Raw genomic sequence first — 23916 nt, 5'->3', positions numbered from 1 at the left:
AAAGGGGAATACAATCAGTATTCCCCTTCATATATCAACTCACACTACCATTCAAAGTTAACTGACGCGTTATACATAGTGGAAGAACCTGTACCCGTTGATGCGGCGACGCCCCCTTTGATAGCAACATTTTCATTAATGCGATACCCCATACCGACAGCGACTGCGGATTCATCTTTATAACCCCCGACACCCGCCGTTAAGTTCATTTTTCCTACGCCATACGGTTGGAACAAACCAGATAGTGCGGCATTCGCAGCAAAACCTTTGTCGACTTTTTTGTCTAAATCATCAATTTTGGTATTCAGGCGATTTAACCCATTTTCTGTAAATTCACCCAACTGATTGACGCGTTCATCGGTGTAAGTGTTCGCAGATTTTAAGGTTTCGGCATTACCACGTTTCATTTGCGCTAAATTGACGGCATCGCTGTCATTTTTCGCATCGGCAATACCGGAAAGTTGTTTATCGCCAAAATTGATGGACTTGACGTCTTTTGCCTTATCACTAAGGTTGATACTTTCACCGTCACGGCTCATTTTTAGCGCTCCGGCATCTCCCATTTCTGAGGATAAACGCGCAATTTCGCTACCTTGTTTATCCAATGCCGCCGTATTTTTCTGAATATCGCTGGTGTTTTTACTAATGGCGCTATCATGCTCAGCCAGTTTTTCCGTATTCGCCTTAATATCTTGTTTACTCTGAGCAATTTCCTTATCGTGCTCGTTTAGACGGTTGGTGTTTTCCTTAATGTCTTGGCTATTCTGGTTAAGCATTTTGTCATGCTGCGTCAGTTTATCGGTATTAGCTTGGATATCTTTGGTGTTTTGCGCAATCGCTGTATCGTGTTGCGCTATTTTGTCGCTATTTTCTTGGATCTTCTGTGTATTTTGGGCCACGTTTTGATTAGTTGAATGTAACTGGCTACCATTGACCGCTTCGGTAGAGTTAGCCGCAACTCGACCCGCAGATACACCGCTTAATGTCCGGTTGTTAAATTCAAATACACGAGCGCTATCGGCTTTGCTATTCAAGACAATTTTCTGGTTGTCTGCACTTAATTGCACCAATCCTAACGAGCCAGAATCAATGTTTTTGGTAATGGTGGTAATCGCGTTTTTATTTTCCGCGATATCCTGGGTATTTTTGCTGATAGCCGTTTTGTTATCGGCGATATCGGTGGTGTTCTTATCGATAGCCGTTTTGTTGTCGGCGATATCGGTGGTGTTTTTATCGATAGCCGTTTTGTTGTCGGCGATATCGGTGGTGTTTTTATCGATGGCTGTTTTGTTAGCGGCGATCGCAGTGGTGTTCGCTATCACGGTTTGATTGGTGGCATTGAGCTGACTGCCGTTCACTGCTTCAGTGGAGTCCGCGCTTAATTTACCCGCTGTCACACCCGTGAGGGTTTTGTTGTCAATATTGAACGCTTTAGCATCTTTGGCTTTTTCGCTCAATACCACTTCTTCACCGTTGGCCGACAGCTGGACGAGTCCTAAGGTTCCAGATTCCAAGTTGGTGGAGATATCTTTCAGCGCGTCACCTTGCTTGGTGATGTCTTGGGTATTTTTATCAATTGCCGCGGTATTGCTGGTGATATCGCTAGTGTTTTTATCAATCGCCGTTTTGTTGTCGGCTATATCGGTGGTGTTTTTATCGATAGCCGTTTTGTTATCGGTGATATCGGTGGTGTTTTTATCGATGGCTGTTTTGTTAGCGGCGATATCGGTAGTGTTTTTGTCGATGGCTGTTTTGTTAGCGGCGATCGCAGTGGTGTTCGCTATCACGGTTTGATTGGTGGCATTGAGCTGACTGCCATTTACTGCTTCGGTGGAGTCCGCGCTTAATTTACCCGCCGTCACACCCGTGAGGGTTTTGTTGCCAATATTGAACGCTTTAGCATCTTTGGCTTTTTCGCTCAATATCACTTCTTCACCGTTGGCCGACAGCTGGACGAGCCCTAAGGTTCCAGATTCCAAGTTGGTGGAGATATCTTTCAGCGCGTCACCTTGCTTGGTGATGTCTTGGGTATTTTTATCAATTGCCGCGGTATTGCTGGTGATATCGCTAGTGTTTTTATCAATCGCCGTTTTGTTGTCGGCTATATCGGTGGTGTTTTTATCGATAGCCGTTTTGTTATCGGTGATATCGGTGGTGTTTTTATCGATGGCTGTTTTGTTAGCGGCGATATCGGTAGTGTTTTTGTCGATGGCTGTTTTGTTAGCGGCGATCGCAGTGGTGTTCGCTATCACGGTTTGATTGGTGGCATGGAGCTGACTGCCATTTACTGCTTCAGTGGAGTCCGCGCTTAATTTACCCGCCGTCACACCCGTGAGGGTTTTGTTGCCAATATTGAACGCTTTAGCATCTTTGGCTTTTTCGCTCAATATCACTTCTTCACCGTTGGCCGACAGCTGGACGAGCCCTAAGGTTCCAGATTCCAAGTTGGTGGCGATATCTTTCAGCGCGTCACCTTGCTTGGTGATGTCTTGGGTATTTTTATCAATTGCCGCGGTATTGCTGGTGATATCGCTAGTGTTTTTATCAATTGCCGTTTTGTTATCGGCGATATCGGTAGTGTTCTTGTCGATAGCCGTTTTGTTATCGGCGATATCGGTGGTGTTTTTGTCGATAGCGGTTTTGTTATCCGCAATGTCGGTGGTGTTCTTGTCGATAGCGGTCTTGTTATCGGCAATGTCGGTGGTGTTTTTGTCGATGGCCGTTTTGTTGTCGGCTATATCGGTGGTGTTTTTATCGATAGCGGTTTTGTTGTCCGCAATATCGGTAGTATTTTTGTCAATCGCAGTTTTATTGTCGGCGATATTGGTAGTGTTCTTATCAATCGCGGTTTTATTGTCGGCAATGTCAGTGGTGTTCTTGGCGACTAATGCATTAGTTTCATTTAATTGACTGACATTAACTGCATCATTATTTGCCGTACCTTTATCAATACCCGTTAATTTACGGTCACCATCTAAACCGGTAAAGCTGACTATTTTTCCAAGTTTATCACTCGCAACATTAATAAGTTTATTAGCATCGTTAAATTTAACAATACCTATTTCCCCATTATTAATCTGGGTTATTTTATTATTTACGGTGGTTATTTGGTTGTTAGTATCAGTTTTATTATCACTGATCTGCTTAGTTAAATCTGTTTTTGCAGTATTTAATGCATTATTCGTATCAATTAAGTCTTGAGTGTTTTTAGCGACATTAGTATTGGTGGTGGATAGCTGTTTAAAGTTAACGGCGTCATTATCTGCGCTACCCGCATCAATATTGGTGAGCTTACGCTTTATTGTATCGTTACCAAAGGAGACTTCATTAACATTTGAAGCTACGGAAGAACGACCAATCGCGACGGCATTACTGGCGGTAGCTTTACTGGAAACACCGATAGCGACCCCTCCGTCTGCGGTATCGGATGCTAATGCAGCTCGACCAATCGCGACACCATTATTTTCAGCAACTGCACTGCGCCCAACGCTGGTACTTAAGTTATTTGCGATGGTAGCAACCCCTACCGCAGTACCCCCGGAGCTGACATAAGTTCCGGCACCAAATGCAGTGTTACCAAAACCATAAGCGACTGAATTTGGACCGAAAACCACGGTTCCGCCTGTGGCTGTGGTTCTTGAGTCCGTTGATGAGTTCGCGATAGATGAATCTTTGCCCACAACAATGGTTTCAGACAAATAAAGGTTAGATAAGTTATTTGGATTCCATTTAGCATGAGGGAAATATTTTTTATAGATATCGATGTTATAAACGGCGACCATGTTTTCGTCGTCATCGACTCTTACTGTTAATTTATCACTAACCACCGCATTAGCGATGAATGGAAATAAACCGGATAAAATAATTACAATGTTTTTTATATTGAATATTCTTAAAATATTCTCTTTTTTACTATTACCTTTGTTTTTTGGATTAATCTTATTGTCTGTTGAGTTTTTTAATTTAGATCCGGATTGCGTTATTTCAGGTACGGCAACCCACGACTTTATCGCGTCGTTCCAAATAGTTTTATAAACTTTATTCATAATGATTTCCTATGAAATAGGGCATTGCTGCGTGTAGGGTTAATTAATCTACGTAAGGTTTGCGTAGATATTGAATTATTGTTGTTAGGTTTTAATTATAGTAATCACAATGGTAAGTGAATGTCATTAATAAAATAATGAATGGAAATTTTGATTTGGTTTTTTTGATGTAATTAAGCTGTAATTAATTAAGTTTTTTTAAATTTAAATAAGTGGGAAATATAATTAAGTATATTTTCAACATAAAAAAATATAAAAATAAAAATAACGAATGATAAAACTGCAAAAATACGCATATACAGCGTATTGATGCATTTTTTTGATCTTCAAAGTTTTAAACCTTACGCGAGTATTTAAGTTAAATCTCTAGGCTATTTAATCATGGTTTTTATGTTTTCGATTTATTTTACTGAGTGGGTTTCATTCGCCATATCTTTTCTACATATTCATTAATAGTTCTATCGGAAGAGAAATAGCCCATGTTAGCGATATTATTGAGTGTTTTTTGCGCCCATAACGTTGGGTCTTGGTATAGCTTATCGACGGCATCTTGGGCTTGAACGTAAGAGTGGTAATCGGCAAGCAATTGATAATGATCGCCAAAATTAATCAGAGAATCATAAAGCGGGTAATAGCGGTTAGGGTCATCGGGACTGAAAATGCCCGAAACGAGGGAATTGAGGACATTGTGCAGGTCTTCATGTTCTTGGTAAATCTTTCTTGGGTCGTAGCCTTGTGCGCGAATCGCGTCAACTTGCTCGGCAGTATGTCCAAAGATAAACATATTTTCTTCGCCAACATGTTCGCGAATTTCAATATTAGCGCCGTCTAATGTACCAATGGTCAATGCACCATTGAGAGCAAATTTCATATTACCTGTTCCTGAAGCTTCGGTTCCTGCAAGGGATATTTGTTCGGATAAGTCGGTGGCGGGAATAATTAACTCCGCTAAGCTGACGCTGTAGTTCGGGATAAAAATCACTTTTAAGCGGTTTTTGATTCGGGGGTCATGGTTAATCACGTTAGCGACATCATTGATAAGCCGGATGATCATTTTGGCGTTAACGTAGGATGAGGCGGCTTTTCCCGAGAAAATCACCACGCGCGGAACCCAATTCTTTTCGGGAAGTTGCAAGATACGCTGATAGCGTCCAATGACTTGCAAGATATTGAGTAATTGGCGTTTATATTCATGAATGCGTTTGATTTGTACATCGAACATGGCGTGAGGATCGACGATGATATTGACGTTTTTAGCGATATAGTCGGTGAGGGCAACTTTGTTCTCTAACTTACAGGTTTTTAACCGCTCGATAAATAGAGGAAAATCTGTGTACTGCTGTAGGTGCGAAAGCTCTGTGAGATCTTCCCGCCAATTTTCACCGATGGTTTCATCAATCAAGCTTGCCAGGGGTTTATTACACAACGCTAGCCAGCGGCGTGGGGTAATACCATTGGTAATATTGCTAAAACGCTCAGGAAATACTTTGGCAAAATCAGCGAAAATTTCTTGAGTCATAAGCTCCGAATGCAGCTTGGACACGCCATTGATTTGATAACTGCCCACGACGGCAAGCCATGCCATGCGAACATAGCGCCCATGAGATTCATCAATCAGAGATAAGCGAGTTAAAAGTTCTGGGTTGTTGGGGTAACGCTGTTTGATTTTAGTGAGAAAGTGGTCATTTATTTCAAAGATAATTTGTAGGTGACGGGGGAGTAATCGCCCAAGAAGGTCCACAGACCAACGTTCTAATGCTTCTCCCATCAGAGTGTGATTGGTGTAGGAAAAGGTTCTTTCGCTCATTTGCCATGCAGCTTCCCACTCATATTCGTGCTCATCGATAAGCAAGCGCATCAGTTCAGGAATCGCTAAAACGGGGTGGGTATCATTTAGATGGATTGCCACTTTATCGGCAAGGTTACTTAATGTACCGTGGATTCGGTAATGAACATCGAGGATATTCTGCAAGGTTGCTGATACAAGAAAATACTCTTGCCCAAGACGTAAAATTTTCCCCGATTCCGTAGAATCATTGGGGTAGAGCACGCGGGATACATTTTCAGAGAAGTTTTTATCTTCAACGGCTGCTGAGTATTCCCCCTGATTGAATTTGTTGATGTTCATCTCATTCGTGGCATGGGCAGACCACAAGCGCAAAGTGTTGGTGGAATCGCATCCATAGCCCATGACGATTTGGTCATAGGCGCGAGCAAGCACTTCTTCAGTTTCCACCCAGCGAACGATTTTACCCTCTTGCTGAAGGCGGCCCGCAAAGCGCACTTTGTAGCTAAGGTTATAGCGTGGAAACTCCCATGCATTGCCATATTGTAGCCAGCGGTCGGTGGACTCAACTTGTTGACCATCAATAATATTTTGCTGAAACATGCCGTATTCGTAGCGGATACCAAACCCAACGGAAGGGATTTTTAAGGTGGCGAGAGAGTCTAAAAAACAAGCAGCAAGACGCCCTAAACCACCATTGCCTAAACCGGGATCATCCTCTTCCTCTAAAATCGCACTCAGTTCAAAGCCCATTTTTTTCAAAGCATCAGCAACATCCTCATACATGCCTAAATTTAATAAAGTATTGGAAAGAGTACGCCCAATCAGGAATTCCATGGATAAGTAAGCGACAGCACGATCCGATTGAGATAGAGAGCGGCGAATGGCACGTAACCAACGGTCAACGGTTAAGTCGCGGATAGCGTAGGAGATGGCATTTAGCCAATCATGCTGGGTGGCAATTATTGGATCTTTGCCGACCATAAACTTTAATTTGATCTGGATGGAATCGACTAACGCATCGACTCGCTGCTGGCGATTTTGGATAGTAAATGGGTTATTCATGTTCAGATCCTCCAGCCATTGGGGTTATTAAGCTTTGGTATAGCGCAAGGTATTTTTGAGCGGAAGCCTGCCAGCTAAAATTCATCTTCATACCTTGGCGGCGTACACGTTTCCAACGAGTCGGTTCATTCCAAAGCGCGAAAACACGACGCACCGCATCATTGAGTTCGGTGGCTTTTCCGTGGTGGGAGCGATAACCGTGATAGTCATGAAATACAAAACCCGTTGCCGTGCGATCTGCTAAATTTTCGAGGGAGCAATCGGTGACGGTATCGGCTAGCCCGCCCGTGTGGCGAACCAATGGGAGAGCACCGTATTTCAGACCATAAAGTTGGGTCAAACCACAAGGTTCGTAGCGGCTTGGCACCACAATCACGTCAGCGGCAGCAATCAATTTATGGGCGTGAGGTTCGTCATAACCAATAAAGACGGAAACCTGTTTTGGGAATTGGTGAGCTAGCTGCTCAAAGGCATGTTGTAAGTCAGCGTCGCCAGTGCCTAAAACTGACAGTTGCCCGCCTTGGTGCAGTAAATCTGGGATCACTTCGAGTAAAAGGTCTAATCCCTTTTGTGTACTGAGGCGGCTGACAACACCGAATAATGGCACTTTATCGGTGACATTAAGTTTGTTTTCTCGCTGGTGGGTCATTTTACTGATGGCTTTGCCGAGCATGTTTTGCCGACCGTAATTATGGGGGATCAACGGGTCAAGCTGCGGATCCCAAACTTGGTAATCCACGCCGTTTAAGATCCCTAAAATATCTTCTTGAGATTGGCGCTGTTTCAATAAACTGGCGAGCCCATAGCCGTATTCGGGAATGGTGACTTCTTTGGCATAAGTGGGGCTGACAAAAGTGATTTTATTGGCGTAGAACAGTCCCGCTTTGAGATAGGAAATTTGCCCATAAAACTCTAAGCCTTCGGGGGAATAAAATCCGTTAGGCAGCTGCAACTCAGGAAAATGGATTGCCGAAAATAGCCCTTGGTAAGCCAGATTATGGACGGTAAATACGCAAGGAACAGGGGTGTTTTTGGCGGCGAGATAGGCGGCGCAGAGTCCTGCATGCCAGTCGTGGGCATGAATGATGTCAGGTCGCCAATTGGCATCAAAGCCACAGGCAAGTTCGCTGCTTATCCAGCCTAATAAGGCAAAGCGCAGATAGTTGTCTCTGTATTCGTGTTGATGATTGTCGTGATAGGGGCTGCCTGTGCGCTGATAAAGATGCGGGGCGTCAATTAAATAGAGACCAACACCATCATAATAGCCAAAACGCAGAGTGATGGGGCCGGCAAATGTATTGATATGGTTGCCAACTAAGGTGTGGTGAACCGCATCCAGTAGCGCGGGGAAACCGGGTAATACGATACGGACATCCGCCCCTTCAGCGATTTGAGCTTGGGGTAATGCGCCGAGCACATCCGCTAAGCCGCCTGTTTTGAGAAGGGGAAATAGTTCTGAGCCAGCATGAAGTATGCGCATCTGAATCTCCTTTAAGCCGCAAGATTATCGAGCATTTTTTGAGTGACAAGGACGATGCCACCTTCAGAGCGATAGAAATGTTGGGCATCCCATTGTGGATCTTCACCAATCACCAATTTGTTGGGTAACACACAGCCGCTATCGATAATGCAGCGTCGTAAGCGGCAGGCATATCCAATGGAGACATCGGGTAGGATCACGCAGGCATCGAGTTGGCTGTGAGCATTCACGCGGACATTTTGGAAAATCACGGAGTTAGCAATTTTGGCGTCTTCAACGATAGAACCAGCATTAATTAATGTGTTGGTAATTTGGGGAGATTGCGGCGACTCGCCTTGAATAAACCGAGCTGGTGCCAATGGGGAGTGACTCGTCCGGATCGACCAATGAGGGTCATACATATCCAGTGCGGGCTTGGCTGAAACTAAATCAATATTGGCGTTCCAGTAGGCATCAATGGTGCCCACATCTCGCCAGTAGGGGGATGCGCCCATATTAAAATCAGAATAGACGCAGGAGCGGCTAAACGGGTGCGCCCAAGCCTTGCCTTGCTGTACCGCTTTAGGGATTAAGTTTTTACCAAAATCATGCTGTGTATTCTGCTTTTGCTGCTCTTCTGCGAGTAATTCATAGAGGTATTGGGCATCAAAAATGTACACGCCCATGCTGGCTAATGCGGAATAAGGTTTCCCCGGCATCGATGGGGGAAATTGAGGTTTTTCAATAAAATTAATGATTTGTTCGTCATCGTTAATGTCCATAATGCCAAATTCAGAGGCTTGGCTACAGGGTACTTCAATACAGGCCACCGTGCATTGGCTCCCTTTTTCCACATGGTCTAGCAACATGCGGGAATAATCCATTTTGTAGATATGATCCCCAGCTAACACAATGATGTATTTGGCTTGATATTGGCTAATAACATCAAGATTTTGAAAGATGGCATCGGCAGTACCCTGGTACCAATCTTCAGCATCCTGTTTCTGTTGAGCAGGAAAAATTTCAATAAATTCATTGGTTTTCCCGTTTAGAAATGACCAACTGTGCTGAATATGTTGGATTAAGTGATGGGAATAGTATTGGGTCAGTATCCCGACGCGATAAATACCTGAATTAATACAGTTAGATAAGGTGAAATCGATAATTCGAAATTTTCCGCCAAAGTGGAGTGAAGGTTTTGGCTGTTTCTGAGTCAGGGCTTTGAGACGAGAGCCTTTACCACCTGCCAAAATAAGCGCCACCGTATTGCTCGGAAGTTCTTTGGCTAATAGCTGCCTCGAGATGGGATTTTGGTAGGCATAAAAAGGCATTTTTTCTGACATATCAATTCCTTAATGAGCATTTGGCGAAAAATCGTGGCGCTGCATGACCACGAAGGTTTTTGGCGGAATAGAACGAATTAGGTGGCAATTAAAAGGTGGGACAGGGTGCCAATCCCCCTCGGGAAGCGTGAGCGAATGGACTTGCTCAGTGAAATTAATCAGTAATAGCCATTGACCAGAAAGTAATACTTGCATGGAACATGATTGCTGCCACTGTTCAAGGGTTATGGGAGAGCCTTGGGCATTTAGCCACTCAACGGTTTTATGGGGGGGCAGTGAATGCCACCATTGTCCCGAAGTCAGAGCCGGGATTTGCTGGCGCAAAGCGGTAAGTTGTGCCGTAAACTCCATAAGAGCACTATCCGCTTCCTGCCAGTTCAGCCAGCTTATCGGGTTATCTTGGCAATAAGCGTTATTATTTCCTTGTTGGCTATGCCCTAGCTCATCCCCTGCACGCAGCATCGGTGTGCCTAATGACAGGAACAGCAAGCTTAATAAATGGCGCTGGCTCTGTTGGCGTTCCGATATTGTTTTTTCAGGGGCGTTTAACCCTTCGAAACCATGATTATGGCTGTTATTGCCGTCGCTACCATTTTGGTTATTTTCACCGTTGGCATGGTTATGTTTGTGATTAAAACTGACCAAATCTCGCAGCGTAAAGCCATCGTGTGCGGTGATGTGGTTAATTGAAACAAAACTAGGGCGATGATTTTGTGAAAAGTCATCCCGCGAACCTGCTAAGCGACTTGCTAAGATACCGATAGGAATATCACAATATAAAACAGCACGGCGGCAATCATTGCGAAATTGGTCATTCCATTCAGCAAAAGGCGGTGGAAATTGCCCTAATTGGTAACCGTTGTTGGCGAGATCCCAAGGTTCGGCAATTAGCTTCAGTTGCCCAAGAATGGGATCTTGGGTGATAGCCTTAAGCAGTGGAGCCTGAGAATTAAATTCCGGCGTTCTTCCCAATATCGTGGCTAAATCAAAGCGAAAGCCATCAACATGGCATTCAATCGCCCAAAAATGCAGGCAGTCGAGCACCCATTGGCTTACTGCCGAGTGTGACAACCTCAGCGTATTGCCGCAGCCCGTCCAATCCGCATATTCACCATTGTCGTTTAACCAATAATAGGTGGGGTTATCTAACCCCCTAAACGATAAGCAAGGTCCTGAATGGTCTAATTCGGCAGCGTGGTTAAACACAATATCGAGGATAACCTCAATGCCGGCACGATGCAGGGCTTTAACCATATCGCGAAACTCACTCAACGGCGTAGAGCCTGCTTGCCCAGACCAATATTGAGGCTCAATCGCAAACGGTGACAGCGTGTTATAGCCCCAATAATTAGTGAGATTTTTAGCCTGTAATCGCGGTTCATCCAGATGAAATTGCACAGGGAGCAACTCCAGTGTCGTCACGCCAAGTCGCGTTAAATGCTGGATTATGCAAGGGTGTGCGATAGCAGCATAGCTCCCCCGTAAAGCAGGTGGAATTTCAGGGTGTTGCTTGGTAAGCCCCCGAACATGAGCTTCATAAATCACGGTTTTTGACCATGGAGTATGAAGAGGGGCATCACCTTGCCAGTCATAAGGTTCATGGCTGACGACGGAGTAAGGATGCTGTTTACCACTGAGTTCGCGGCTGTAAGGGTCAATCAGTAAGTGGGTATCATCAAAATATAATCCTGCTTGTGGTTCCCATTTTCCTCTAGCACGATAACCATAATGTAGACCTGCTTTTGCGCCCATTAGATAACCATGCCAAATATGGTTATCTCCCCGATAAAGCGGGTAACGAATTTCATCACCGAGTGAGTCCAGCACGCACAAGTCAATGTGTTCGGCATGCTCGCTGTAAATAGCAAAATTGACGCCGTATTCGTCCATGTGGCTACCAAGGGGGTGAGCATGACCTTGCCGGAAATTAAAATGTGTCATTCGGTCGCTCCCGTTTTAAATACAGGGTAGCCAAAGGGGGAAGCGTAATATTTAAGGAGTGATCTTTACCGTGAGCCGCTATTGGTTGGGTGGATATTGCCCCCTGATTACCCACATTACTGCCGCGATAATAGTGAGAATCGGTATTGATGATTTCTTGGTAGCAACCCGATTGGTGAACACCAATGCGATAATTTTCACGGGGAACAGGGGTGAAGTTGGCGACCACCACAATTTCATGATTATGGGTATCTCGACGCACAAAGGCGAATACTGAGTTTTGGTGGTCATCAACCACCAACCATTCGAAGCCTTGTGGGGAATAGTCGAATTGGTACAGTGGAGGGTGCCGTTGATAACAGTGATTTAAATCGCGCACAAGTTGCTGTACACCCGTGTGCCAGCCATCATATTCAGAGTTCAGTAAATGCCAATCTAGTCCCGTGTCGTGATCCCATTCTCGCCCTTGGGCGAATTCTCCTCCCATAAACAGCAATTTTTTACCAGGATGCCCCCACATAAATCCATAGTAAGCCCGTAAATTGGCGAATTTTTGCCATGTGTCACCGGACATTTTACTCAGAAGTGACCCTTTCCCATGCACCACTTCATCATGGGAAAGGGGTAAAACGAAGTGCTCACTGTGGGCGTAAAACATGCCGAAGGTCATTTGTTGGTGATGATATTGGCGGTAAATCGAGTCAAGGGACATATAGCGCAGAGTGTCGTGCATCCAGCCTAAATTCCATTTGAAATCAAAACCTAAACCGTGATTTTCAACAGAGCCAGTGACATTGGGAAAGGCGGTTGACTCTTCGGCTATCATTAACGCATGAGGGCAGTTCTGTTGAACAATTTGGTTGGTATAACGTAGAAAATCGAGAGCTTCGAGGTTCTCTTTGCCTCCCCATTTGTTGGGTACCCATTCCCCTTCTTCGCGGCTGTAATCGCGGTAGATCATCGAACTTACCGCATCGACACGCAGCCCATCGATACCAAAGCGCTCTAACCAATAAAGGGCATTGCCCGCCAAAAAGTTTGCCACTTCATAGCGGCTGTAGTTATAAATCAAGGTATGCCAGTTTCGATGGACACCTTCACGCGGATCCGCATATTCATACAGTGCGGTACCATCGAATTGAATCAGCCCATATTCATCATTGGGAAAATGGGCAGGTACCCAATCGAGGATCACTTTGAGGTGATGCTGGTGGGCGGTTTGAATCAAGTAGAGAAAATCCTCAACGCTACCAAAACGGTAGGTTGGGGAATAGAGCCCAATAGGTTGGTAGCCCCAAGAGCCATCAAACGGATGCTCGCTGATGGGCAGCAGCTCCAGATGAGTAAATCCCATTTCCGCCACATAAGGAATAAGCTGTTCAGCCAGCTGTCGGTAGCTGAGCCAGCCATTGTTGTGCGGGTGACGACGCCAAGAGCCTAAATGCACTTCGTAAATTGAGATTGGTGCGGAAAGTGGTGAATTTACGCTGGTGGCGTGAGGCGGAGCCTGTTTTTCGGGTAGGGCTGTTATTACCGACTCTACATGAGGAAATAGCACGCTTTTGAGTGCATAGGGGTCTGCTTTGACCCGCATATATCCGCGGCTATCTTGTAATTCATACTTATACGCTTGCCCGAGTTTAGCTTCAGGAATAAACCGTTCCCAAATGCCCACCTCATGGCGCAGTGTCATTGGGTGAATACGCCCATCCCACTGATTAAATTCGCCAACAACGGAGATCCGTTGAGCATTGGGTGCCCATAAAGAAAAAATCACCCCATCAACACCGTCGAAGTTGACGGGGTGGGCACCAAGACATTCATAGGGACGTAGATGGGTGCCTTCTGCCAGTAGCCAGCCATCTATGTCACGAATGAGAGTGCCAAAGCCATCAGTGTGCTTTTTAATTGCTTGGGTTTCTGCGGTGGATGTTTCCGCAGAACGACGCCCTGAAGTTATTTGAGAAATAACTTCGCGATTATTAGTTGGCAAATAAATAACCTCAAGAAAAGTGAAATGAGCAATTTAAACTTTACTTAAATTATTTAATTTGTATTTGATAGGCTTCACATATTTAGCTTTAAAATTGATTAAATTCGTTATTTAACAATAAGTTAGTTTGTTTTTGAATAGTATTATTAAGTTATCAATTAATAATATTCAACGTAATTAAATACCTAATTTATTCACTATCACCCGATTATGATTAATATCGAAATATCGGGTGATTATTTATCTTTAATTACGCTTATTCAGAGTGATTAATTGAATTATTCACTTTTCTCTACTTCAAAAATTATTGATTGATAAGGTTGTAGGGTAATTTTCTGCTTGTCGTTATGGATATTTTCATCGTGAATATTTGCGATATTGCTTAAATGCACTTGGCGATAATGTTGGCTAATAGCTTGCGGTTTATCGCTGAAATTACAGTAAATATCGATGGCGCGTGAACCTAATGTTCGCCGATAAGCAATAACAGGTTCAAGGGCGCTAATTTCTGAAAATTCGCCTTCAACCAAGATATCACTAATTGGAGAATGGCGGCGCAGGGTAATTAATTGCTGGTAAAATGCGAAAAGTGAATCGGGTTGCTGCTGTTGGGTGGCGGCATTAACCTCTCGGTAGTTAGGATTAACTTTTAGCCACGGCGTTCCTGTTGTAAATCCGCCATGACGTTGGTTATTCCATTGAAATGGTGTACGCGCATTGTCGCGGCTACGTTGGGTAAAATAGTTCATCATGGTGGTGTGAGAATACCCGTGATTTTGACCCCATTGGTAGAGTTTAAAGAGATGCAGATCGTGGTGTTCGTCGAGCGTCATTGGGCAGTTCGTCATGCCAATTTCTTGCCCTTGATAAATAAACGGCGTACCGCGCTGAGTCAGTAAAAACATCGCCAACATTTTTTCAGCGACAGGGGAGATGGTGCCTTTCGGTAAGAATTTGTTCAGTGAGCGCGGTTGGTCATGATTTTCTAAATAAGGTGCGCCCCAACCCACTTGCTGGGTCGTGAGTTGGCTTTTTAGAAAAACAGGTTTTAAACGTTCACCTGTGATTGGAGCTATGGAGAACGGGGGCTGCTTGGCAATATCGAGATCCGCAATACTGAAGTCGAACACCATAGAGAATGACCCATCTTCCCCGATATAGTCAGCAAGATCTTGTGGTGGAACATCGATTTCAGCCACTGTCATTGAGTTCGCAGGATGGAAGGTTTGGCTTGCGAGCTCCTTTAAAAATTCATGGATGCCTGGTTGGTTAACCACCCAAGGAACTAAAGACGCGGTGCCATCTTCCCGATCGGGAGGGAATAGATAAGGCGAGAGGGCTTCAGGGGATTTTTTAATATTGCCGATGGCATCAATGCGGAATCCGGCAACGCCTTTGGCTATCCAACGGTTGATCATTTGGATAATTTCTTGGCGTAATTGTGGGTTTTCCCAATTAAGATCCGGTTGCTCGGGTCCGAAAGAGTTGAAGTACCAGCGAGTGCTATCTGGAACCTGAGTCCACACCGGGCAATCAAAGTAGGTGCGTAAATTGTTCGGTGGAGTGGGTTTATCCCATTCAATAAATTGGTAATAGTCAGCATAAGGGCTGTTGGGATCAGCAAGGGCAGCTTCGAACCAAGGGTGCTGGTTTGAGCTGTGGTTAAGCACTAAGTCCAGTAGGATTTTAATACCACGCTGTGAAGCTTGGTTTATCAATATATCAAGATCGTCGTTGCTACCAAAAACCGGATCAACGCTGTCATAGTTGGCAATGTCATAGCCATTATCTTTCATTGGCGATTCAAAAATTGGGCATAGCCAAATCACGTTTACGCCCAAAGATTGAATGTAGTCTAGCTTGGCGCTGATACCAGCGAGATCGCCAATACCGTCGCCATTATAGTCATAGAAGCTTTTGGGGTAGATTTGGTATACCACCGCAGATTTCCACCAGGCTTGAGCCATCTATTTTCTCCTTAATCAAAATCAGATATCAGTAAGTTGCTTTAAATATAGGCAATGTGTGTTTTTGTGCGATGTATCATTATTTTGCGAAATGCAAATGCAAACTAATATCATTAGCGCTATGTTTCATGTAAGATGACCGCCATCTTCGGGTCATGAATGACGTGACTAACGATAATCACATTGAAAGGTGGAGGAATTTAGATGTTCGCAAAATCATTAGTTTCAGGGTTTGCCCTATTATCCGTTGTTGCGTTAGCGGGTTGTGATGACGCTAAGCAAACACAAACTGCAGCGCCAACGACCGAGCAGCCAGCAACAGAAAAAGCAGCTGAAAAACAAACGATTGTCGTTGAACATGCTCAAGGCAAAACTGAAATTCCTAGCCATCCACAACGTGCGTTTGTGATGAACATGGAAACCTTAGACATCATCGATGCGCTGGGTATTCCGGTGATTGGTGTTCCACAAACTAACGCCCATTTTCCACAGTTTTTAGAGAAATATAGCACCTCAGAATATGTTAATGGCGGGAGCTTATTTGAGCCGGCTTATGAAACTATCAGCAGTGCAAAACCGGATGTGATTTTAGGTGGTAGCCGTGCTCGCGATGCTTATGACAAATTAAGCGGTATCGCACCAACGATTTCTTTAGACATTGATAACAAACGTTTTATTGATAGCCTGATGGAGCGTACGACGCTGTTAGGTTCTTTATTTGGTAAAGAAGAACAAGCGAATAAACTCGTTTCTGACTTCAAAAACAAAATCAATGATATCAAAGGCAAAACCCCTGATGCGGGCAAAGCGATGGTGATCTTAGTGAGCGGCGGTAAAATTTCTGCTTACGGTCCAGGTTCCCGTTTTGGCTTTATCTTTGATGTATTAGGTTTCGAACCTGCTTATGTCTTCACGGAAGATACAGGCCGTCACGGTAATATCGTGAACTCAGAGCTGTTATTAAAACTGAACCCAGACTGGTTATTTGTTATCGACCGTGATGGCGCGATTGGTGCGAAAGATGCACAACCTGCGGCAGACGTGTTAGACAATGCTTTAGTCAGAAAAACTTCTGCATGGGAAAAAGGCCAAGTGGCTTATTTAGATTCTTCAGCGGTTTATATCGCTGGTGGTATCCAAACTTATTCCCAATTAATGGATGATGTAAACAAAGCTTTAGAGAAGAAAAAAACGAATTAATCAATGAAAACGCTTTATCTCTCTTTTGGTATTCTCGCGTTATTGGTATTAGCGGTATTAAGCTTGTTTATTGGAGCGGGTGACGTGTCACCCGTTTCGCTTTTCACCGACCCCGAGATGCAAGATATCTTTTTCGTGAGCCGGATCCCTCGCACTGCCGCCCTGATCCTTGCAGGAAGCGCCATGAGTGTCGCGGGGCTGATCATGCAGTTACTCACCCAAAACCGTTTTATCGAACCTTCCCTTGCGGGTACCACGCAATCTGCCAGCCTTGGTTTACTGTTCGTGATGATCCTGTATCCAACGGCTTCTATCATGACCAAAATGGTGGTGGCGAGCGGATTTGCACTGCTAGGCACAGCGTTGTTTATGCTGATTTTACGCCGGATCATTTTGAAGTCCGCCTTGATAGTACCGTTAGTCGGTATCATGCTTGGGGCTGTGATCAGCGCGCTTACCATTTTTACCGCCTACTATTTCGACCTGCTTCAATCCCTAGGTGCTTGGATGAGCGGCGACTTCTCCAGTATTCTACAAGGTCGCTATGAGCTACTTTGGCTGGTGGGGGGCTTAACACTGGCAGCCTGTTTAATAGCTGATAGCTTTACAGTGGCAGGGATGGGGCGTGAGTTTTCCGTTAACGTCGGCTTGAATTACCAGAAAGTGATGACCATCGGGTTATCTATCATCGCCTTAATCAGCGGTGTGGTGGTGGTCGTTGTCGGTGCGTTGCCATTCTTAGGGTTGATTGTCCCGAACCTGATTAGCTTGATGATGGGGGACAATATTCGTAAAACTATCCCGTGGATCTGTTTAGCGGGCGGCGGCTTAGTGCTGCTGTGTGACATTATTGGTCGCTTAATTCGTTATCCGTTTGAAATTCCTGCGAGTGTCATTTTAGGTGTCGTAGGCGCGGTTATTTTCCTTTATCTCTTGTTAAAGCATCAGCGTTATGGAAAAAGTTAATTCATTAAGTTTGCCAGTGAAAAGAACGTTTACGCCAATCCAGCGCATCGGTTTGTTGGCTGCGCTGTCAGTGCTGTCGATCATTTTGTACATGACCATTAATTTGGGCAGTAATCTTGCGTACATTCTGCCCCATCGCGGCTATATCGTGCTGACGATGATCATTGTGGCGTTTGGCTCTGGGGTATCGACGGTTCTGTTTCAAACTATCGCCAATAACAAAATTCTGACGCCATCCATTATGGGGTTAGAGGCATTGTTCATCCTGCTGCAAACTATCTTTGTGTTTTATACCGATAGTTTTCCCGCATCATGGTTGTTGAATATTGGTAAGTTTTTGCTGGAATCCTCTCTGCTGGTGATTTTCTCCGTACTGCTGTACCGCTGGCTGTTTATTTCCGTCAAAATGAATATCAACTTAGTTTTGATGGTGGGAATTATCCTCGGAACACTGTTTCGCAGTGTGGCGACCTTGCTGCAACGCTTGATGGATCCGAATGAGTTTTCCATTTTGCAAAGCCGGATGTTCGCGACTTTCACTAAAGGGACGCCGGAGCTGATTCTGTTCACGTTGGTGATCACTGTGATTGTGGGCATTCTGCTTTGGCGTATGCGCTACTGCTTCGACGTGCTAGCACTGGGACAAGCTAATGCGGTGAACTTAGGGATTAACTACCGTCAGCAAGTCACCGTAATCTTATTACTGATTTCTGTCCTAGTGGCAATATCCACGGCGCTGGTGGGGCCGCTCACGTTCCTCGGCTTGATGGTGGCTAACTTGGCTTACTACATCGCAGGAAGCAGCCAGCATCGCTATTTATTGCCAGTTTCTTTCCTACTCGGTGTGATTGCATTAGTGGGCGGACAGTTGGTTCTTGAATATGGATTGAATAAAGCGGGTACCTTATCTGTGGTACTCGAGTTTGTCGGTGGAATATTCTTTATTTATATGGTGTTAAGAAGGTTTTAGTATGATTGAAATTCATCAGGTATCGAAAAGTTATCAAGATACTAAGGTCTTAGATAACGTTACAGCCAATATTAAAAATAGCGGTGTCACTTCAATCATCGGTCCAAATGGTGCAGGGAAATCAACGCTGTTGTCGATTATTGGTCGCCTACTATCGGCGGATCACGGTTATGTCAAAGTGAATAACTTGGATGTCTCGACTACACCAAGCGACCAGCTCGCAACCTGCTTATCGGTACTTCGCCAAGAAAACCAATTTGCTAGCCGTTTAACGGTGGAAGAGCTGGTTGGTTTCGGGCGCTATCCTTATACCAAAGGGCGCTTAACACTGGATGACAAGCAGAAAATCGACGAGTCTTTGGCATTTTTGAACTTAACTGAGTTTCGCCATCGTTATCTTGATGAACTTTCGGGCGGTCAGCGTCAGCGTGCGTATGTGGCGATGGTACTATGCCAAGATACCGAATATGTACTGCTGGATGAGCCACTGAATAACTTGGATATGAAGCACGCGGTAATCATGATGAAATTACTGCGCCGTGCGGCGGATGAACTAGGTAAAACCATCATTCTGGTTATCCACGATATTAACTTTGCTTCTGTGTATTCAGACTATATTGTGGCGCTGCGAAATGGGCGTTTGTCCTACCACGGCGAGCCTCAAGAGATCATGAAGTCCGAGATTTTAGAGGAAATTTTCGATACGCCGCTGGAAGTCAAAGAGCTGGATGGACAACGGATCGCGCTGTATTACTGATTTTTATTAGAATAAACCAACTTAAGATCGTGTGATGCTGCAATTTTTGTGAGTAGGTGAACATTATGGCCATTTCAGTCAAATTAAATGATGACTTTGTGTCTGATGCTAAAATTCACGCTGAAGCGGAAAGCAGAAGTGTTCCTAAGCAAATTGAACATTGGGCGAAAATAGGCAGGTTTGTTGAAGAAAACCCTGATCTACCTTATAGCTTTATCGAGGAAATGCTCTTAGCAAAAGCTGAAGTCGAGAATAACAAGGTATCTCGATATGTCAGAAAAAACGGACTAAAGCTGATTTGATTTGGATGAGTTAATGATAAGGTGGCGGCAAATAATGCCGCCATTTTTGTTTTAGTTCATAGGAATATTATTGCGGTGGGATAGTAATATCTTCGTCGCTGTCGAGCTCATCCAGTGGCTGAAGGATCTCAAGGCGTTTGATGCCATCAGCATTCACCACTAAACGCGCTAATTCATTGTAGGCTTTCTTATTCATGATGACGCGGCGGCATAGATAAATATGATAAACCTTTTCGCCGATAATCACGGGTTCATCATCATTAACCATCAACTCTTCATAGCTAATATCGAGATATTTCAAAAAGTCTGAAATATTAACCCGCGTAATATCCACAATAGATGACTGAGTCTGCATAAAGGCCGCAGAATGGCTGTGCAAGGTGACATCCTTGCGATAATACAGAATATCTTCCACGCGCTGCACATTGACCAAATTCACCCAGTGGGATTTTTGGCGCATTTCATGAATATCAGGGGATAGGGTACTTTCTTTCAGAAAGCGGAATGACTCCTTACAAACCCCTACGGGCTCTTTGACGCCTTCCCGATAAATACGCAATTGGCGGTCGGGGATCCAGCGTTGAAATAACCGATATAGCTGCTCTCGCCCAATCTCTTTTAAGCGATCTTTAAAGATATAGCCAATCACCATCGCTAAGAATAAATTGGCGCTGAGTGCCCCGTATTTACCTTGCCACATAAAGGCGATAAATGTAGCGAAAATCATCGAGATTGCGGCTGCAATACCATAAATGGAGTGCAACAGTAACGGAAGCCCTCGTTTGTGGCGGATCTCTAAGTAGAGATAGCGGTTAATGTATTTTTTCAGCAAATTACGGCGGTAGGTGACCATTTCCGCGTCGTTTTCATCATGCGGAAAGCTATCAGGCGCTAGCTTTTTCAAGTAGCGCATCTCTTGATACCACAGATGGCGAATTTCATCGCGCAGAGGAAGCTGTTTGTCTTTTAATAAATCCTGTAAGTAAAACAGGGTGTAATGGGACATAAACTCATCGCAATAGGCGAAAGCGTTGGATTGAATGACCTTTTCAATTGGCGTTGCATAGGTGCTGAGTTCTCGATAGCGTTTGAGACTGTGCTCAATGTCTGCCAACATCCCCGTTATATACTCTTCAGTTTGCCGTTGAGAGTTTTGAGCGACCATCTTTAGGGTTAACCGCACGCTGCGCTTAAAGGTGAGTGCAAAGCGTTTTAGATGGTTTTCATATTCATCTAATGTTGGCGGTAATTCAGGATCTAACCGTTCCAACCAGCTTTTCAATTCATCGACTAGCCCACCTTCTGCGGGAATAGAAGAGAGCTGCACTGTAGGGGCTCGTAGCCGAATATAGTTTTTTAAGCTGCGCTGAAGATTTGAAGGGGTGTAGAGATCGGGGTTAACTTGCATCGATGCCGGAAGAAAAAAGAAGGTTTCAACTTGGTAGCGGATCTCTTTTGATTTTCGAGGGAAAAAGACTTGCTGTTTGATTTCAAACTGCTTTTTACCGTGAATTTTCAGAGATTCTTTAATCATGGCCTTCCTACCGGTATTTCAGCGTATCCAAATATGGGGTGAATACGATGCAAGTATTTATCAAGGAAGAACAATAGTAATGTGGATGGCAATAAAAGAGAAGGGAGACAAAGAGAAGGAAAACAAAAACGGCCGCTAATGTTTACTTCCAAGCCAAAGCGGAAATAAATAGTCGGCCGTTTTAAGCGTTCGTTGTCAGTTAAAAATTATTTTTTAGCTGCTGGGCGAACTGCGGTTACTTCAATTTCCACTCTCCAAGCTGGGTTAGCCAGTTTAGCGACTTGGAAGGTAGAACGAGCTGGTAGATTGGTCACTTTTTCAGTTTCATAGAACTTGTTGTAGCCAGCCATGAAGCCAGCGAAGTCCATAGTTCCTTTAGTTTCATCACCACCAACTAAGAAAACTTGCATTTTAACAACGTCATTCATAGTCAGACCCATTTCACCCAGAGTCGCTTGAATTTGTTTCAGAACGTTGATTGTTTGTACTTCGGTGTTACCGTAAGACTCTAAAACGCCTTCTGGAGCATCTTTAGAGATTTTAGAAGGAACTTTCCCACTCAGGAAGATGAGGCTGTTGTTCGCGCTGATTTCTACTGATTCAGCGATTGGGAAACCTTTAACTGGAACACGTTTCACATCGTCTGCTGCGTTTGCAGTTGCTACACCTAAAACTAAAGGTAAGGAAAGCAGTAAAGTTTTGTAGCGCATAATAACTCCTTTATATATGAAAGTAGGAACCTATTAAGACCGTAAGGGACTCGATAGGTTCCATCTAATTGTGTTTCGTTTTAATTAGTTAAAACGAGACAGTTTATAAGGCGTTGGATCGATAAATGTCTTCTCGTCCATTAACAATTCAGCAGTTAATCGACCAGCCGCCGGGCTTTCAGTCATACCCCAACCAGTCGCGGTATTGATAACCAGGCCTGGGTATTGTTCAACTTTAGAAATGATTGGAATCTCATCATCAGTTGGAGAAACGGTGCCGCCCCAACGTTCAACAACTTTAGATTCTTTAAATACTGGGAATTCTTTTCTCAGACGCTCAAGAACGCCATCTAAGTGGTCGTTGTTTGGCGTGTTAGTTGCTGTACGGAACTCTTCGAATGGAGTCTTCTCGTCTAAGTTCCAAGAAGTTGCCATAGTGAATGAGTTGAACAGGTCTTTACCGATAGAGAATTCTAATGGTAATTCACCGCCGCCTAATACGTGCAGGAAGCGTGGTCCTAACAGGAAGCTGTCTTTCACGATAGAGCTGGTGAAGATACGTGGTGCAACCGCGTAAGTACCGTCTGCTTGTTCACGGAAGTGGATACCGTTTGGCAGGTGGACGTTACCTTTTGGTGCGCCCGGAACGCCAGTAATACGCTGTTGAGACAGGTAAACGTTCAGAGTAGGGACATCAACACCTAAGTTACCCATGAACAGACGTGACCAGATACCACCAGTCAGAACGACTTGAGAGGTTTTGATTGCGCCTTTTTCAGTCACAACGTCAGAAATTTTACCGCCTGCGGTTTCTAAGCCACGAACTGCGCAATTCAGGTAGATTGGAATACCAATTGATTTTGCGTAGTTAGCCATTGCTGGGGTAACAGTTTCTGGGTCAAGGCTACCAGAATCTTCTTCAAAACCACCAATTTTCCATGGAGATTGAGCACCAACCAGACGATTAGCCAGTTCTTGACCTTCGATCATACGGGTTCTCAGCGGGGTATCGAAACCTGGGTTTTCAGACGCAGATTTGATCCACGCTCTTGCAACTTCCAGATCTTCTTCGCTTGAAGGAACTTCAACACGACCTTGAACGCGGTAGCTAGTATCAGCACCGATTTTTTCGTTCATGCCGAGCCATTGAATTTTTCCGTAGTGGTGTAATGGGAAAATAGCTGGGGAGGTTTTATAGCTGATGATCTGGCTGTATGCGCGACCAGATTGCTCGCCGCCAACAACGCCTTTTTCACAGATAACAACGTTTAAGCCGCGCTCTTTCAGGTTAATCGCAGTCATGATGCCTTGCAGACCAGCACCGATAACAACCGCATCAGCAGATGCTGGTAATTTACCTTCGGTACCCGCGACTGCAGGTACGCGTGATGGCGTAGATTCAAAACGACCTTCTCTGCGGATCATAGGGACAACAGCTGCGCCCCCAGCAATAACACCAGCAGCACCAACCCCTAATAATAGTTTTCTTCTCGAGATTTTCATCTATAACCTCAATAACAATCTTGTTTTTTATATAGTAAATAATTTCAAATTGAGATAATGATCTTATCATATATTTTGAAATTGTTAAGCATCGAAAGTATTTGTTAATAAAATTGAGTGAAAGGTTTGAGTGGGTTATTTGATCTGGTCAGTGTTGTTGGGGGTTTGTCGCAATTTGGATTATTTTATCAATAGCAGAAATAGACAATTTTAATTGTTAATGTCAGCAAAAGTGTACAGGTGTAAATATATAAATTTAAGATAAGGTGAATATTTCAGTGTCTAAATTAAGGAAGTGCTAAATAATTAATATCAGTTGATTATGCTGAATTTAGATTAAGTTTGATTTTGTTTTTTATCGTAAAAAATAAAAG

General features: G+C 44.2%; 14 protein-coding genes and 1 pseudogene. 5 read left to right on the top strand and 10 right to left on the bottom strand.

Annotated features, from left to right (window positions below; genetic code table 11):
• Window positions 1-44: 44 nt before the first annotated feature.
• The 7 genes and pseudogenes from ACY3ZI_RS18325 to ACY3ZI_RS18295 all read right to left on the bottom strand — a co-directional run bounded on the left by ACY3ZI_RS18325 (window position 45) and on the right by ACY3ZI_RS18295 (window position 15600).
• Window positions 45-4046 (bottom strand): YadA-like family protein, encoded by a 4002-nt coding sequence (locus ACY3ZI_RS18325; RefSeq protein WP_487375633.1) that lies wholly within the window; start codon window positions 4044-4046, stop codon window positions 45-47.
• Between the two features lie 406 nt (window positions 4047-4452).
• The gene (glgP, locus tag ACY3ZI_RS18320) at window positions 4453-6897 is read right to left on the bottom strand and encodes a glycogen/starch/alpha-glucan family phosphorylase (protein ID WP_487375632.1); all 2445 of its coding nucleotides are present in this window, start codon (window positions 6895-6897) and stop codon (window positions 4453-4455) included.
• Window positions 6890-8377, bottom strand: a complete 1488-nt coding sequence (glgA, locus tag ACY3ZI_RS18315) for a glycogen synthase GlgA (protein WP_211886949.1) — start codon at window positions 8375-8377, stop codon at window positions 6890-6892. Before glgA ends, glgP begins: the two co-directional genes overlap by 8 nt.
• 11 nt (window positions 8378-8388) lie before the next feature.
• Window positions 8389-9699, bottom strand: coding sequence for a glucose-1-phosphate adenylyltransferase (glgC, locus tag ACY3ZI_RS18310; RefSeq protein ID WP_487375631.1), 1311 nt, complete (start codon window positions 9697-9699; stop codon window positions 8389-8391).
• Window positions 9700-9708: 9 nt separating this feature from the next.
• A complete protein-coding gene (gene glgX, locus ACY3ZI_RS18305; RefSeq protein WP_487375630.1) occupies window positions 9709-11640 on the bottom strand; it encodes a glycogen debranching protein GlgX in 1932 nt (643 codons plus the stop codon).
• Window positions 11627-13609 (bottom strand): annotated as a pseudogene (gene glgB, locus ACY3ZI_RS18300) (1,4-alpha-glucan branching protein GlgB); the annotation flags it as partial. The gene glgX and the pseudogene glgB, both read right to left, overlap by 14 nt.
• 302 nt (window positions 13610-13911) lie before the next feature.
• Window positions 13912-15600: an alpha-glucosidase gene (locus tag ACY3ZI_RS18295; protein ID WP_487375629.1), complete on the bottom strand. Its 1689-nt coding sequence runs from the start codon at window positions 15598-15600 to the stop codon at window positions 13912-13914.
• A 204-nt stretch (window positions 15601-15804) separates the two neighbouring features.
• Between ACY3ZI_RS18295 and ACY3ZI_RS18290 the strand changes: the two genes are divergently transcribed.
• From ACY3ZI_RS18290 to ACY3ZI_RS18270, 5 genes are all read left to right on the top strand, one after another.
• Window positions 15805-16800, top strand: coding sequence for a siderophore ABC transporter substrate-binding protein (locus ACY3ZI_RS18290; protein ID WP_211886955.1), 996 nt, complete (start codon window positions 15805-15807; stop codon window positions 16798-16800).
• Window positions 16801-16803: 3 nt separating this feature from the next.
• Window positions 16804-17766 (top strand): ABC transporter permease, encoded by a 963-nt coding sequence (locus ACY3ZI_RS18285; protein WP_036949213.1) that lies wholly within the window; start codon window positions 16804-16806, stop codon window positions 17764-17766.
• Entirely contained in the window at window positions 17753-18736 is a 984-nt protein-coding gene (locus ACY3ZI_RS18280) for an iron chelate uptake ABC transporter family permease subunit (RefSeq protein ID WP_154603184.1), read from the top strand. Before ACY3ZI_RS18285 ends, ACY3ZI_RS18280 begins: the two co-directional genes overlap by 14 nt.
• A 1-nt stretch (window position 18737) precedes the next feature.
• Window positions 18738-19493 (top strand): iron ABC transporter ATP-binding protein, encoded by a 756-nt coding sequence (locus ACY3ZI_RS18275; RefSeq protein WP_036949215.1) that lies wholly within the window; start codon window positions 18738-18740, stop codon window positions 19491-19493.
• A 65-nt stretch (window positions 19494-19558) separates the two neighbouring features.
• Window positions 19559-19795, top strand: a complete 237-nt coding sequence (locus ACY3ZI_RS18270) for a ParD-like family protein (protein ID WP_211886957.1) — start codon at window positions 19559-19561, stop codon at window positions 19793-19795.
• A 67-nt stretch (window positions 19796-19862) separates the two neighbouring features.
• On the opposite strand, the gene ACY3ZI_RS18265 is transcribed toward ACY3ZI_RS18270, so the two are convergent.
• From ACY3ZI_RS18265 to ACY3ZI_RS18255, 3 genes are all read right to left on the bottom strand, one after another.
• On the bottom strand, window positions 19863-21329 hold the full coding sequence (locus ACY3ZI_RS18265) for a hypothetical protein (protein WP_211886959.1): 1467 nt from the start codon (window positions 21327-21329) through the stop codon (window positions 19863-19865).
• A gap of 206 nt (window positions 21330-21535) precedes the next feature.
• On the bottom strand, window positions 21536-22039 hold the full coding sequence (locus tag ACY3ZI_RS18260) for a RidA family protein (RefSeq protein WP_036949217.1): 504 nt from the start codon (window positions 22037-22039) through the stop codon (window positions 21536-21538).
• 84 nt (window positions 22040-22123) lie between these two features.
• Window positions 22124-23542 carry an NAD(P)/FAD-dependent oxidoreductase gene (locus ACY3ZI_RS18255; protein WP_036949218.1) on the bottom strand — a complete coding sequence of 473 codons (1419 nt, stop codon included), beginning with the start codon at window positions 23540-23542 and terminating at the stop codon, window positions 22124-22126.
• Window positions 23543-23916 lie beyond the last annotated feature (374 nt).

Source organism: Providencia sp. LY12, assembly GCF_057621555.1.
Note: the sequence above shows the minus strand (reverse complement) of the source record. Positions and strands in the feature narration are given on the sequence as shown.